Raw genomic sequence first — 15395 nt, 5'->3', positions numbered from 1 at the left:
AGTAATGAAGAATAAAGGAGCACTCCTTGCATTTAGTATAATTGGATTAAGTATTACAGTAGCTGCAATCTTAAATGACGTAGGTGCTGTGACTATTTTTTCAATGTTAGGAGCAACGTATGGTTATTCCACAATATGGGAACTATTTGTTATGGCTATAGTTTTGGCAATTGTTCAAGAAATGATATCCAGGATGGCAGTAGTAACAGGAAAAGGATTGTCTGATCTTATTAGAGAAAAATTTGGTGTAAAATGGACTTTCTTTGTAATGAATATACTATTTATATCTAGTATGTGTTCAGCTGTAGCAAATTTTTCTGGTATTGCCCAGTCCTTAGAAATATTTGGTATAAGCAAGTATATTGGTATACCACTTATTGTATTTTTAATTTGGATTATGCTTGTGAAAAACAACTATGGTATACTTGGAAAAATTCTTCTTGCTGTTCAGATATGCATTTTGTCCTATGTAGCTTTAATCATTGTATTAAAGCCTAATTTTAGCTACATAGCCATAGAGGCATTAGTACCCAAAATACAATTTAGTAGTATGTATTTTATTATGATGCTTGCCGTGATTGGTGCAGTTATAACACCATATATGCAGTTTTATATGCAATATTCATTTTTAAACAGATCAATACCATTAAAAGACTATGGATATGAAAAAATAGCAGTTTATATGGGAAGCATAATTGCTCTAATCATAGATTTTTTTATAGTAGTGTGTGCATTTGAAGTGCTTGGAAAGAAAAATATAGGAGTAACTACTGTTTACAATTTGTCAAGTGTATTTTCACCATTATTTGATAAATACTATATTATATTTGGAATTGTAATGTTTTCTGTGTCAATTCTTGGTTGTTTTATAATACCTTTATGTACTGCTCTTTCAATATGTGAGGCTTTTGGATTTGAAAGTGGAGAGGAAAACAAGATAAAAGATGCACCTGTATTTTTTGGAATATTTATATTTATCATATTGGTAAGTGCAATTATTGTGCTAATACCAGGAGGAAACTTTTTAAATACAATATTGATTACAGAAACTGTATCAGGAGTGTTATCCTCTGTAATATTTATCTTTATTATTAAAATTGCAAGTGATCCTGAAGTTATGGGAAGTAAAGTAAACAGGAGTATTCAAAACTTTATTGTATGGATTTTTGTTTTTTTGACTTCAGTAGCTTTAATTGATGCTGGCTTCTTAAAGATATTTACATGACCATTTCAAAATAATTTGAAAATGGTCTTTTTTATGTATTTTTTTATGCCTTATGCACAACATATATTTATAATAAGTGTAAAATTAGTTTCATTTATGTTGAATGTGAGGTGCACATTTTTATGGTAAAAAAAGTACTGAAATTAAAAAGAGAAATAGTACTATTTCTTGCAATTATAATAACATATATGGGAAATTCACTTTTTATACTTCCCTATAATAATGCTGTAAATGCTGTAGCCTATTATTATGGATCAAAAGGAGATATGGTATCCAATATACAGAGTAAATTAAAGGAATGGGGATATTACAATGGTAAAGTAGATGGTATATATGGATATCAAACTTATACTGCTGTAAAGTACTTTCAATCTAAAAATGGATTAAAAGTTGATGGTATAGCAGGGGATGCTACTTTGAAGGGACTTACTTTAAGTAGTAATTCTTCGCAAAATTCATCAACTAACAGTCAAGATGAGTTACTTCTTGCTAGACTCATAAACGGGGAAGCAAGAGGAGAACCTTATGAGGGACAGGTGGCAGTTGGATCAGTTGTTTTAAATAGGACTAAAGATCCAAGGTTTCCATCAACTGTGGCAGGTGTTATTTATCAGCCAGGAGCCTTTACTGCAATAGTAGATGGTCAAATACATGCAGATTTGAGGCAGACTTCCATAGAAGCTGCAAGAGATGCATTAAATGGATGGGATCCATCTGGTGGAGCTATTTATTATTTTAACCCAAGCACAGCTACAAGTTCATGGATATGGTCTAGGCCACTTATTAAAGTTATAGGGAAACATAGGTTTTGTAGGTAGTACTAACATAAAAGAATTATATTCTATGAAAATAATATAAAAAAATCTCAAAAATCATTGACAAAATTGTATGTGAATGTATAATATATAGTATAAATCATAGTATAATACTCGGAAATAAATAAAGACTTTGAAAAAGGAAAGTAGTTTAAATGTAAATTTTAAGAGAGGAAATCATTTGCTGAGAGATTTCTAAATTTACTTTAAATGAAGTGCCCTTTTGAGTCATGTACCGAAATTATAGTAGGCTGCATCGGTTTCACCCGTTATAGTGATTAGGTATAATTATGTACTGAATGAGGTGAGACTATTGTCTAATTGGAGTGGAACCGCGGAGTTTAAGCTTCGTCTCTATAATGTTAAATAAATATTATAGGGACGAAGCTTTTTATACTAAATATACTATTTTTTAAAATATTAATTTTTTAGGAGGGTTTAAAATGATATTCAACAACGCTATAGACTTAATTGGTAATACACCGCTTTTGAAGTTAAATAATTTAAAAATAGAAGGAGCAGCAGATGTTTATTTGAAGCTTGAAAAATATAATCCAGGTGGAAGCATAAAAGATAGAGCAGCACTTGGAATGATTGAAAAAGCTGAAAAAAAAGGACTTTTGAAAAAAGGTGATACAATAGTTGAACCTACAAGTGGTAATATGGGGATAGCCCTTTCTATGATAGGAAAATTAAAGGGATATAAAGTTATAATAGTAATGCCTGAAACAATGAGTGCTGAAAGAAGAAGTACTATAAAAGCTTATGGAGCAGAACTTATTTTAACTGATGGATCTAAAGGAATGAAAGGAGCAATAGAAAAAGCTTATGAAATTGCTAAAGATAAAGAGGGATTTTATATACCTCAGCAGTTTATAAACGAGGCTAATCCACAAAAACATTATGAAACAACAGCTGAGGAAATTTTAGAAGATTTAGACAATATAGGTGCATTTGTTGCAGGCGTTGGTACTGGTGGAACTTTAATTGGAGTTGGTGAAAATTTAAAGAATCATAATAAAAATATAGAAGTAGTTGCTGTAGAACCTGCAAATTCACCTGTACTCTCTGGAGGACAGACTGGAGCACATAAAATTCAGGGAATTGGAGCAGGATTTGTACCAGATATATATAAAAAGGAAGTAGTAGATAAAATAATAACTGTAACTGATGAAGATGCTTTTAAGTATGCAAGGCTTGTAGCAAGAGAAGAAGGCGTGCTAATTGGAATATCTTCAGGAGCAAATGTGTATGCTGCACTTCAGCTAGCTAAAGAGATAGGAAGCGGAAAATCTGTAGTTACTGTAGCGCCTGATGGAGGAGAAAAATATCTATCTATGGGATTGTACGACTAGAGATTTAAATTTCTTATATTTTCATGGATTTATCCTCTGGGTTGTGATGCTGAGATATATTAATACTATCTAGAACCCGGATAAGTACATATTATCTAGGTTCTAGATAATAATTATTTGAATTTTAATAGTAAATTGGAGGTAAAATTAATTATGAATGCATTTAAACTTTTAAATTATGATATAAAAAATGCTATGAAAAATGATCCAGCAGCTAGAAACTCATTGGAAGTATTTTTATTGTATCCTTTTATACATGCACTAATACACTATAGAATAGCACACTTTTTCTATAAAAAGAGAATGTTTTTTATAGCAAGATTAATATCTCAAGTTTCAAGATTTCTTACTGGAATAGAAATACATCCTGGAGCTAAAATAGGCAAAGGACTATTTATAGATCATGGAATGGGCGTTGTTATAGGAGAAACTGCCGAAATTGGGGATAATGTAACTTTATATCATGGAGTAACTCTTGGAGGAACAGGTAAAGAAACAGGAAAAAGGCATCCTACTCTAGGTAATAATGTATTTGTTGGAAGTGGGGCAAAATTACTTGGCCCTATAGTTATAGGAGATAGAGTGAAAATAGGAGCAAATGCAGTTGTACTAAAAGATATACCTTCTGATTGTACAGCAGTTGGAATACCAGCTAAAATAGTGCGCAAAAAAAAGTGCCAAGTTATAGAGATAAGCGACTATGCAGGAAGGAAAAAAAAGATATATAATGAAATGGTTATATAATCTTTTTATTTAAGCAGGTGAAATTATGGATCTTAAAACTACTATAGTAAACTATTGTAATGAAATTGGATTGGATACTGTTGGATTTACAAAGTGTAGAGTATTTTATGAACTATATGATAATTTAAAATATAGACGTGTTAATTTATTAAAAAATGAATTTGAAGAAAAAGATGAAAAAAAGAGGATTGATCCTCATATATACATGAAAGAGGGAAGGACAATAATATCAATTGCCTTTCCTTATTTGTTTGAAAAAGAAAATGTAGACGATGTATATTTTTCAGTGTATACAAGAGGAGAGGATTATCATAAAGTAGTACATGAATATTTGAATAAAATATGTTTGTTTATAAAAAGTCTTGGTGGCAGAGCAGTTGGACTTGTAGACAGTAATGCCTTACCTGAAAGGTATATAGCAAAGCTTTCTGGAATTGGATTTATAGGTAAGAATGCATCTCTTATTACTGAAAAATATGGATCTTATGTATTTTTAGGAGAAATAATAACTGATCTTGAAATTGAGCCTGACAATGAATGTAAAAATAAATGTGGTGATTGTGATATTTGTCTAAAAGCATGTCCTACAGGATCCTTAAGTAAAGAAAATTTTAATATATGTATGTCCTATATAACTCAAAAAAAGCATATTGAAGATGAATGGCTTTTGAAATTTGCAGGTAGATTGTTTGGATGTGATGTGTGTCAGAATGTCTGTCCTTATAATAAGGATATATTATTTTCAAATATTGAAAAGCTTAGACCATTTGACTTTATGAATTCACCAGACCTTAATGAAATTGTAAATATGGATAATAAAACATTTAAAGAGAAGTACAAGAAAAGCTCTTGTGGATGGAGAGGCAAAAACATTATAATAAGAAATGCTATAATAAATTCACTTGTATTAAATAAAAAAATACAAGTTAAAGATATAAAGTCTCCTTATGTGAAAGATTATTATAATAGACTTTTACAGATTTTGAAACTATAATTTATATATGGAATATATTTTATTTTATAAGGTTTATTAAGGAAAGGTGGATTTATTATGATTTCTCCATTTGTGGTAAAGATAATGGGATATCTTCCAAAAAGCTTTTTAGGATATGTTTCCAAAAAAATATTCAATGGATATTTAAAAAAGTATGCAGATATAGAAGTAGTTGGTATGGAAAACTTAAAGGATGTAAAAAGACCTATATTATTTATATGTAATCATCTTAGTAATTCCGATGCTTTAGTGCTTGGTCATATACTTAAAGAAGAAGATTTGACTTTTGTAGCTGGTAGAAAATTAAATAATAATTCTCTCACAAAGCTTGGAATGAGTATGACTAAAACTATAAATATAAAGCCAAATTCTGCTGATAAAACTGCTATTTCAAATACAGTTAAAGCTTTAAAGGAAGGGAAAAATATACTTATATTTCCAGAAGGTACAAGAAGCAGGACATCTACCATGAATAAGGGAAAGAAAGGCGTTGTGCTTATAGAAAGATTGACACAAGCAGCAATTGTTCCTATAGGAATATCTGGAACAGAAAAACTATTGCCAATAAGTAATGATGATATGGCTTCAGAATCCTTTCATTATGCAAAAGTAAAAGTAAATATAGGGAAACAAATCAACATGCCTAAAAAAAATGAGAATGAAGGAAAGCATGATTATGAAAATAGAGCAGTTGACTTTTTAATGTATGAAATAGCAAAGTTATTACCAGAAAAATATAGAGGAGTATATAATTTTAATGAGGAGGATAAAATTGAATAGAAAAAAAGTTGATGATATACTTAAAATATTAGATGAAACATATCCAGAGGCTAAATGTGCACTAAATTTTAACTCACCCTATGAGCTCTTAATTTCAACTATACTATCAGCACAATGTACTGATGTTAGAGTAAATAAGGTTACTTCTGAGCTATATAAGGAATTTAATACTCCTGAAAAGATGGTAACACTTACAGAAGAAGAACTTGCAAATAAAATTAGAAGTTGCGGCTTTTATAGGAATAAGAGTAAAAATATACTTGCCACAAGTAGAGCAATTATAGAGGATTTTAATGGTGAAGTTCCGTCTACTATGGAGGATCTTTTAAAGCTGCCAGGAGTTGGAAGAAAAACTGCAGATGTGGTTTTATCAAATGCCTTTGGAATACCTGCTATTGCAGTTGACACTCATGTATTTAGAGTATCAAATAGGATTGGTATAGGAAAGGGAAATACTCCTATTAAGGTGGAAGAGGATCTTATGAGAAATATACCAAAGGATAAGTGGAGCAGAGCACATCATTATCTTATATGGCATGGAAGAAAAATATGTAAATCAAGGAAACCTGACTGCGACCATTGTCCGGTTGCACCTTATTGTGAATATTTTAATAATACAGGTAGGCAAAGTTAGTATACTAGCTTTTCCTATCTATATTACTTATATACTTATATTATTAAAGATTTCTTCTTAGAAAATCAAGAGCAGATACAGCAGCTCTAGATCTTACTACATTTCTTTTCCCAGATAGATTTAATTTTTTTACAAATGTTTTCCCTTTTATATATAAACCTACATATACAAGTCCAACAGGTTTTTCGTCACTTCCACCACTAGGTCCTGCAATTCCAGTTGTAGACAGTCCAATATCTGTATTTGAAGTCTTAGCTATACCTTCAGCCATTTCTATGGCAGTTTCCTTGCTTACAGCACCAAAATTTTCTAAAGTATCCTTCTTCACATTTAGTCTTTTCATCTTTGCTTCATTGCTATAAGTTATGGCACCATCTATAAACACTGAAGATATTCCAGGGTAGTTTATAAGCTTTGCAGCAACTAAACCTCCAGTGCAAGATTCTGCTGTTGATATGGTAAGTTTTTTTTCAATTAATAGCTTTGATACTACTTCTTCCATAGAAGTTTCTCCATAGCCATATATATTTTTACCTAGAATATTTTTTACCTTTTCTTCTAAAGGTTCAATTAATTTTAAGGCCTCATCCTCTGTACTTGCTTTAGCTGTAATTCTCAAAGTCACATCATTTTGTTTGGCATAAGGTGCTATTGTAGGATTCTTACTATTATTTATGAGATCTTTAATTTTTTCAGCCATTTCACCTTCACCAATGCCGTATATTCTTAAAACTTTTGATCTTATAGTACCACTTTGGTATTTACTTAGAAATGGAACTACTTGATTTAAGAACATTGGTTTTATTTCTCTAGGGGGTCCTGGTAAAACTATGAGTATTTTGCCATTTTCATTTATAATACATCCAGGAGCAGTACCATTGTCATTTTTAAGGATTATACTTCCTTTGGGAAAGTATGCCTGTTTTAAATTATTACCCTTTAAATAAGATCTTCCCATAGCCTCAAAATAACTTTTTAGTTTCTCTACAGTATATTCATCAAGTACCATTTCTTTTTTGAAATACTTAGCTCCTATTTCCTTTGTCAAGTCGTCAGGAGTTGGTCCAAGTCCTCCTGAAGTTATAACTAAATCAACTCTCTTAAAAGAATTATCTAATTCTTCAAGGAGTCTTTGTGGATTATCACCTACAACTGATTGATGATAGACTTCTATTCCTAAATTGGCAAGTTCTCTTGAAATAAATTGGGCATTTGTATTTACTATGTCTCCGAGAAGTATTTCAGTTCCAACACACAAAATTTCTGCTTTCATAGTTGTTTCCTCCATTATTATTTTTAAATTACTTAAAATATATTATAGATTTATAATAACATAAAATTAAATATAGTTTTTCCCGTTCTATATAAAAATCTGCTGCTGTATAGTATAATATTATGTATGAATTTTGTGAAGAGGTGAATTACATGGATGAGTCAAGTAACTCTAGAAGACCGAATAGATTAAAAAAAAGACGATCAAGAAGAAAAGTTACTACAATAGTTATCTCCATTTTGATTGTATTTTTAACTGTAAGTACCGGATTTGTAGTATATAATTATAATGATATAAAACATTGGAATAATTTGATCTATCCTGGTGTTACAATTGAAAATGTTGATTTATCAGGTAAAACAAAAGCTCAAGCTAAAGAAATTGTGAATAGAGTTTTAGTGAAAAAGATGGAAAATAGAAAAATTAACATATCAGTAGGCGATAGAAATTATACATTGAGTTATTCTGATATAAATGGAAAGTTTAGTGTAGATGATACTGTTAATTCAGCCTATTTATATGGTAAGAATTTCAATATATTGAAAAAATATAAATCAATTAAATATCCTGAAATGATAAATTATAAATTAAAATTTTCGTATGATAAAGAGTCTGTAGAAAATTTAGTAAATAAAATTGCGTTAGAAGTGGACAAATCCCCTGTTAATGCTACTATAACTATGTCTGGATTAGGATTTAATGTAACAGATGAACAAAGCGGTGCAGAGTTAGATAAAAAAACTTTGGAAAATACGCTGTTTTCTAAAATAGAAGAAGATGTAGATGGAGATATAAATATAAAAGCCTCTATTAAAACTATTCCAGCTTCAATAAAAAGTAGTGATTTGAAAAAAATAGATACTCTTATTGCCAATTTTAGTACAGAATATGCTTCGGTGTCATCTGATCAGAGAGCAAATAATATAGTGCTTGCTACTAAAAGTATAGATGGAACAGTTGTTATGCCAGGAAAGGAATTTAGTTTTAATGGTGTAGTAGGTGAGAGAACTGCAGATAAAGGATATCAGCCTGCTCCTGTAATAGTTGGGGACAAACTTGAAGATGGATTAGGTGGGGGAATATGTCAGGTTTCTACTACTTTATATAATGCAGTAAATTTAGCAGGATTGACATCTACTGAAAGAGTGCACCATACACTTCCTGTTCATTATGTTGATAAGGGAATGGATGCTACAGTAGATTATGGAAATATAGACTATAAATTTGTAAATAATTTTAAGTATCCAGTATATATACAAGGTTATACTTCTGGTGGAAAAGTAGTATTTAACTTGTATTCTAGTTCATTTGCAAAAAAATAATATATAATTGAAAAAATCCTCCGTATTTTGATAGTTTAATCTTAAAATATGGAGGAGTTTTAAGTTACTTTATTTTACGATTTAGAGTCTTATTATTTGATGGAGTTGTATTGTAGATTTTGTCTTTGGAAGTATTGGAAAATTTTACACCAAATGCATATACTAATAGTCCAAGAACTAAGAAATAATAGAGTATATATTTAATATTTATTGACCATATAGGAATTGAATCATAAAGTGTTATAGTCCCAAATAGTATGAAAATCATTCCTGCTCCCCATTTTATGTATATTTCTGAAAGGTGTCTGTATATCCAAGCACCTCCTAGTATTCCTATACCATCTGATATCATCATACCTATTGTAGTTCCAAGTAGTATATAAAATGGATGATTATTTTGTGCTGATATTGTTATTGTCATAAGTTGAGTTTTATCACCCATTTCAGCTATAAAAAAAGCTACTGCAACTGTTATAACAGGACTTAATCTTATTCTATTTTGGTCATCATCATCGATTTTATCTCCTCTAAGTGTCCATAGGCCAAATATAAGAAATGCTATAGCAGCTACAATTCGTACTATATTCATGGGTATTAGTGAGCTTAAATAAGCACCTATTGCAACGGCAAGGCCATGATTTAAAATAGTAGCTATAAATACACCCATTAATACTTGAGATGCTTTGTACTTGCTTGCCATAGCCATAGCAAGCAGTTGGGTTTTGTCACCCATTTCAGCTATGACTACAAGAAATAATGCTTTAATAGTTAATGCCATTTTACAACCTCCTTCTAAGTTATATATATAAAATCATCAGTTGTTTTAATACAATAATTTTAGTACAATATGAATCAATTCAATTTCTTTTCTAAATCAAATCTATGTGAAATAAATCCATACAAAGTGAAACCTATAAATACTGTTATAGATCCATACAGCATAGATTCAGCACCACATGAATATAGTGCATAAAGACTGTATAAGGAAGCTAAAAATGCAGTGAAATTAGTAAACTTTATTTTATGTTCTTCCACACCAGCAGATCTCTGTATTACGTTAACAGAAGCCATAGATAGCAGGTAAGGTATAATATTTGTAACTACAGCTAAATCTACTAGTATATTGAATTGTTTTGACAAGCTCGAACTAATGGTCATAAGTGACAACAGAGTTTGCATTACTGTTATTATAATAAGTCCTAGAACTGGAGTGTCAGTTTTTGAAACTTTACCAAATATTTTAGGAAAGTATCCTACAAGAGCAGAACTTTTAAAAACTTCTGCAATTGTGAACTGCCAACCGAGTAGAGAACCAAAACATGCAATAATCATTGAAGCCATAACGATTCTACCTACAATTGGATTGAACATAGTTGTAAATGCCAGTCCAAAAGGTGCATTAGAGTGTAAAAGATCTAAATTTGGAACTATACCAGCTATTACATTTGTTGATACTATATATATAACTGCACTAATTATAGTACCTGCTAGACAAGCTATAGGTACGTTCTTTTGTGGATTTTCAATGGCATCCATATTTACAGAGGCAGATTCTAAGCCAAGAAATGCCCAGAGGGTTATTGAAATTGATTTTCCAACACCTTGGAAAAATGGAAAATGATTTGGATTCCAAGATCTAATATATAGATCTCCACTAAACCAGAACCATCCAAATATAGATATAATAAGTACAGGAATAATTACACCCCATACAGTTAAAAATTCAATTTTACCAGTAATCCTTGCACCTTTAAAATTAAGGGTAGTTGCAAGCCATAGAATAAGTATTGTAAACAGCGCTGAAGAAACAGGAGAAAGATTTTTATTTAAAAGTACTGAAGTATAGTTTACAGCAGAAAGTGCAATTGCAACATTTGCTATTACAAGTGATATACCATATGTGTAATTTGCAATAAATCCTCCAGATTTTCCAAAGGAATACTCAGCATATCCGCCCATACCAGCAGGATTTTTGCTAAATGCTCCACACTTTGATAGTGCATAGGCTAATGCTAGGGATCCGGATGTTGTAACAATCCAAGATAGTATGGACATAGTTCCAACTTCGGCTAAAGTTGTAGGAAGCATTACTATTCCTGCTCCTAACATGTTTATTGCAGTTGTCATTGTAAGTTGTGTTACATTCATTTTATTATTTTTATTCTTCATAATTGTGGCCCTTTCAATTAGGATCTCATAAATTATTATGGAATCATCTTATTTCATAATATATCATTCATTATAAATGTTTTTTCATTTGAGTCAAGACACATATATTGTAAATATATAGCAATATAGTATATCTATTGACATGCTAATTATCTAATGATATACTATGGGACATAAATTAATTATTAGTAATTATGTGCGGATATGGCGGAACTGGCAGACGCGCTAGATTCAGGTTCTAGTGAAGGAAACTTCATGCAGGTTCAAGTCCTGTTATCCGCACCATCTAGTATATTCTAATCAAAATATTTTATACCTTCTCTGAAACTATCTTAATATTTTATGATATCATAAATTCATACCAAAACTTTTCGATTTTAGTAACATTATAGAATTTACTGTATATTATGTATCATTAAGAAATAACTATTAGATATTTTGTTTTTATAAATTGTGTAATAAGATGAATATAAAAGGAGTGGATACATGAATGAAAGATCTCAATATATGTATAGATATCGATGGAACAATTACAGATCCATATTATTGGCTAGATATTGCAAATAAATATTTTAATAAAAATATAAAACCATGGGAAATTACTGAATATTCTATAAATGAAACTATAGGAGTTTCAATAGAGGAATATTTAAGATTTTATGAAAAGAATAGATTTAAGATTCATAATGAGGAACCTATAAGAGAAGATGCCGTTAAAATTATAAATAAGTTATTTAATAGAAGTAATATATATTTTGTAACTGCAAGAGATAAGGACTTGGAAATGCTAACTTATCATTATTTAAATAAACATAATGTTCCTTATGATGATGTTTTCGTACTTGGTACAACTCATAAGAGTAGTACAGCAAAAGATGTTGGATGTGATGTATTTATAGAAGACAGTTATGAAAATGCACTAGAGCTTTCAAAAGATGGTTTTAAAGTGCTTTTGATTGATACTACTTATAATAGGAAGCCACTTAATGAAAATATAATGAGAGTTTTTAGTTGGGATGAGATATATGAGATAGTAGAAAAGATGTTGTTGCACAGAAAAGTTGTGTAGCAACATCTTTTATAATTCTCTAAATTCTTTGACTGAATAATTATAATATAGTAATATATTTATTAGAACTATTGAACTACTTAGTACAAAAAGTACAAAAAATACAAAAAATATTTATAAGTTGCGAAATGAATACATGGATATGTATTTTTGATATATCAAAGGAGGAGAAACTTTTGAGTTTGAATATAGTTTTGTTTCAACCAGAAATACCACAAAATACGGGTAATATAGCAAGAACTTGTGTTCTTACAGGATCAAGACTCCATCTTATAAAACCTCTTGGATTTAGTATAGATGATAAACATTTAAAAAGAGCAGGATTAGATTATTGGCCTTATCTTGACCTTACATTATATGATTCATATGAAGAGCTAAGAGAAAAATACAAAGACGGGACATTTTATTTTTCTACTACTCATGGGAAAAACTATTATAATGATGTAAAATTTAAAGATGAAGATTTTATAGTATTTGGAAGGGAAACATGTGGGCTTCCTGACTATATTAGAGAACAAAATAGTAAAAATTGTATAAGAGTACCTATGATAAAAACTAGCACTCGTTCCCTTAATTTATCAAATACCGTAGCTATAATAGCATATGAGGCTTTAAGGCAGATGAATTTTCCAGTTATGAAATAGGAAGGGTATGATTTTATGAAAAAAATAAAATTAATTACTGATAGTACAGCAGATTTACCGGACTACATAATAAAAAAATATAATATAGAGGTACTTCCTCTTTTTGTAATTATTGATAAAAAGACTTATAGAGATAGAATTGATATAAATCTTTCAGAACTTCTTGAAAGAATGAAAACTAGTGATGAATTTCCTGCAACTGCTCAAGTGAATCCACAGATGTTTATGAAGTGTTATAAAAAATATATTGATGAAGGGTATAGTATAGTATCTATCCATTTATCTTCAAAGATGAGCGGAACATATCAATCTGCATGCATTGCCCGAGATATGCTTGAAACCGATGATATAGTAGTTATAGATAGTATGAATGTTACCTCAGGTCTTGGAGTTCAAGTTATTAAAGCTGCAAAACTTATAGAAGAAGGCTTAAATATACATGAAATAGAAGCTAAAATTAAAGAGATTTCCCCTCATGTTAAAAGTACACTGGAGTTTAATAGTTTAGACAATCTGGTGAAAGGTGGACGTCTATCTAAAACAGCAGGAATTATAGGAAATATTTTAGGAATAAAAATAATTGTAGAAGCAAAAAATGGACAAATGGAAGTAGCTACCAAAATAAGAGGAAATAAAAAAGTACTTAAGGCTATGATTGATTATATAGACAGAAAAGGAATAAAACCTGGGGAAATTCCTATACTACTTCATGTTGGGAAGACCGAAATACTTGAACCACTTAGAAATGAGCTTATAAAACGAAATGTAGAATTTATAGAAAGTGAAGTTGGCTGCGTAGTAGGAGTACATGCAGGACCTGATGCATGTGGTTTGTTCTTTGTGGAAGATTATTAATAAATGACAAAATAGCTATTCCTAATATTTATTTTATTGGAAAGGAGAGTTGATATGGAATATTTTTATGATACCATAATAATTGGAGGAGGACCTGCAGGCCTTGCTGCTGGACTTTATTGCTCAAGAGCAAAGTTGAATGTTGTTGTTATTGAAAAAGAGATATATGGTGGGAAAGTATCTACTACTGCTGATATAGATAATTATCCTGGATCTGTAGAAAATGCAACAGGTGCTACTTTAAGTGATAGAATGAAAATTCAGGCTGAGTCTTTTGGAACTAAATTTGTGTCAGATGACGTATCAGATGTAGATTTTTCAGGAGAATTAAAAATTGTAAAAGGGAAAAATGATATATATAAGTCAAAAACCGTTATAATTGCAACTGGAGCTAATCCAAGACTTGCTGGATTTAAAAATGAAGAAAAATTTAGAGCAAGAGGAATATCATACTGTGCTACTTGTGATGCGGATTTCTTTAGTGATATGGATATAGCAGTTGTAGGAGGAGGAGATTCCGCAATAACTGAAGCCATATATCTAACTAAATTTGCAAGTCATGTAACAGTAATTCATAGAAGGGATTCTCTAAGAGCTGCAAAGTCAATTCAAGATAAGGCCTTTAAAAATCCTAAAATAAGTTTCATTTGGAATTCACAAGTTGAAGAAGCTTTTGGAGAGCAATTTCTTGAAGGTATAGTAGTAAAGAATAGAGAAACTGGAGAAAAAACTACATTAAAAGTTGGAGGATGTTTTGTATTTATTGGTGATACACCTGCAACAGAAGTATTTAAGAATAAAATAAATTTAGATGAGAAAAATTATATAATTACTGATGAAAATATGCAGACAAATGTACCAGGTGTATTTGCAGCTGGAGATGTTAGACAAAAAATGCTAAGACAGATAGTTACAGCTGTATCTGATGGTGCAATAGCAGCAGTTATGGCAGAAAATTATATAGAGAAGAATAAGTAAAAAATATGATAAAATTAGATGGGAATAGAGCTGAATAGTTTTTATTCTTATCTAATTTTTTTATAAAAATTTATAAGCTTGATTATATTTATACCTAAAGCTTCGAGCTTATATTTTGCATATCTTCATGCTATAATATAACTAAACAATTAAGAATTCACAACTCACAATGCACAATGATTGAAGGATAATTAAGAATTCACAATGCACAATGATTGAAGGATAATTAAGAATTCACAATGCACAAATCATAATGATTGAAGGAGAATTAAGAATTCACAATGCACAAATCACAATGAAGGATGATTTTTCTTGGGAAAAATCTAAAATTATAGGTTTTTCTGAAACAAAGTGAAGAAAAACAACCATCACTGTGCACTGTGAATTGTGAACTGTGAATTGAACTGAACTGTGAACTGAATAAGAAGGATGATTTTTCTTGGGAAAAATCTAAAATGTAGTTTTTCTGAAACAAAGTGAAGAAAAACGACCATCACTGTGAATCGTGAATTGTGCACTGTGAACTGAACTGTGCATT

The 15395-nt window shown here is 30.3% G+C and carries 15 protein-coding genes, 1 tRNA gene and 1 other annotated feature; of the genes, 13 read left to right on the top strand and 3 right to left on the bottom strand.

The features are described from left to right. The first annotated feature begins 4 nt into the window (after window positions 1-4). From H2684_RS08540 to nth, 7 genes are all read left to right on the top strand, one after another. Window positions 5-1225 carry a divalent metal cation transporter gene (locus H2684_RS08540; protein WP_182088980.1) on the top strand — a complete coding sequence of 407 codons (1221 nt, stop codon included), beginning with the start codon at window positions 5-7 and terminating at the stop codon, window positions 1223-1225. 122 nt (window positions 1226-1347) lie between these two features. Continuing rightward, window positions 1348-2043 carry a spore cortex-lytic enzyme gene (sleB, locus tag H2684_RS08535; RefSeq protein WP_182088979.1) on the top strand — a complete coding sequence of 232 codons (696 nt, stop codon included), beginning with the start codon at window positions 1348-1350 and terminating at the stop codon, window positions 2041-2043. Between the two features lie 121 nt (window positions 2044-2164). Beyond that, window positions 2165-2399 (top strand) — a binding site (T-box leader). A gap of 84 nt (window positions 2400-2483) precedes the next feature. Then, window positions 2484-3395, top strand: coding sequence for a cysteine synthase A (gene cysK, locus H2684_RS08530; RefSeq protein WP_182088978.1), 912 nt, complete (start codon window positions 2484-2486; stop codon window positions 3393-3395). Window positions 3396-3545: 150 nt separating this feature from the next. Further along, window positions 3546-4139: a serine O-acetyltransferase EpsC gene (gene epsC / locus H2684_RS08525; RefSeq protein ID WP_182089027.1), complete on the top strand. Its 594-nt coding sequence runs from the start codon at window positions 3546-3548 to the stop codon at window positions 4137-4139. Between the two features lie 25 nt (window positions 4140-4164). Beyond that, complete coding sequence (gene queG, locus H2684_RS08520) at window positions 4165-5133, top strand: tRNA epoxyqueuosine(34) reductase QueG (protein WP_182088977.1); 969 nt, start codon at window positions 4165-4167, stop codon at window positions 5131-5133. Between the two features lie 57 nt (window positions 5134-5190). After that, window positions 5191-5913, top strand: a complete 723-nt coding sequence (locus H2684_RS08515; protein WP_182088976.1) for a lysophospholipid acyltransferase family protein — start codon at window positions 5191-5193, stop codon at window positions 5911-5913. After that, the gene (gene nth / locus H2684_RS08510) at window positions 5906-6547 is read left to right on the top strand and encodes an endonuclease III (protein WP_182088975.1); all 642 of its coding nucleotides are present in this window, start codon (window positions 5906-5908) and stop codon (window positions 6545-6547) included. Before H2684_RS08515 ends, nth begins: the two co-directional genes overlap by 8 nt. A gap of 43 nt (window positions 6548-6590) precedes the next feature. On the opposite strand, the gene H2684_RS08505 is transcribed toward nth, so the two are convergent. Beyond that, window positions 6591-7820: a competence/damage-inducible protein A gene (locus tag H2684_RS08505; protein ID WP_182088974.1), complete on the bottom strand. Its 1230-nt coding sequence runs from the start codon at window positions 7818-7820 to the stop codon at window positions 6591-6593. Between the two features lie 152 nt (window positions 7821-7972). Here H2684_RS08505 and H2684_RS08500 point away from each other — a divergent pair, with 152 nt between their 5' ends. Continuing rightward, entirely contained in the window at window positions 7973-9142 is a 1170-nt protein-coding gene (locus tag H2684_RS08500) for a VanW family protein (RefSeq protein WP_182088973.1), read from the top strand. 64 nt (window positions 9143-9206) lie between these two features. On the opposite strand, the gene H2684_RS08495 is transcribed toward H2684_RS08500, so the two are convergent. Then, window positions 9207-9920 carry a TMEM165/GDT1 family protein gene (locus H2684_RS08495; protein ID WP_182088972.1) on the bottom strand — a complete coding sequence of 238 codons (714 nt, stop codon included), beginning with the start codon at window positions 9918-9920 and terminating at the stop codon, window positions 9207-9209. A 74-nt stretch (window positions 9921-9994) separates the two neighbouring features. After that, window positions 9995-11311: a putrescine-ornithine antiporter gene (gene potE / locus H2684_RS08490; protein ID WP_182088971.1), complete on the bottom strand. Its 1317-nt coding sequence runs from the start codon at window positions 11309-11311 to the stop codon at window positions 9995-9997. Window positions 11312-11509: 198 nt separating this feature from the next. Here potE and H2684_RS08485 point away from each other — a divergent pair. The 5 genes from H2684_RS08485 (at window position 11510) to trxB (ending at window position 14857) form a co-directional block, all read left to right on the top strand. Continuing rightward, window positions 11510-11596: transfer RNA gene (locus H2684_RS08485), tRNA-Leu, on the top strand. A gap of 205 nt (window positions 11597-11801) precedes the next feature. Further along, window positions 11802-12380, top strand: coding sequence for a hypothetical protein (locus tag H2684_RS08480; protein WP_182088970.1), 579 nt, complete (start codon window positions 11802-11804; stop codon window positions 12378-12380). 176 nt (window positions 12381-12556) lie between these two features. Next, the gene (gene trmL / locus H2684_RS08475) at window positions 12557-13024 is read left to right on the top strand and encodes a tRNA (uridine(34)/cytosine(34)/5-carboxymethylaminomethyluridine(34)-2'-O)-methyltransferase TrmL (RefSeq protein WP_182088969.1); all 468 of its coding nucleotides are present in this window, start codon (window positions 12557-12559) and stop codon (window positions 13022-13024) included. Window positions 13025-13039: 15 nt separating this feature from the next. Then, window positions 13040-13879: a DegV family protein gene (locus H2684_RS08470; RefSeq protein ID WP_182088968.1), complete on the top strand. Its 840-nt coding sequence runs from the start codon at window positions 13040-13042 to the stop codon at window positions 13877-13879. Window positions 13880-13933: 54 nt separating this feature from the next. Then, complete coding sequence (gene trxB / locus H2684_RS08465; protein ID WP_182088967.1) at window positions 13934-14857, top strand: thioredoxin-disulfide reductase; 924 nt, start codon at window positions 13934-13936, stop codon at window positions 14855-14857. Window positions 14858-15395: the final 538 nt, after the last annotated feature.

Source organism: Clostridium sp. cel8 (genome assembly GCF_014050525.1).
Taxonomy (GTDB): Bacteria; Bacillota; Clostridia; order Clostridiales; family Clostridiaceae; genus Clostridium_B.
The sequence above is the reverse complement of the archived record's forward strand: the minus strand, read 5'-3'. Positions and strand labels throughout refer to the sequence as shown.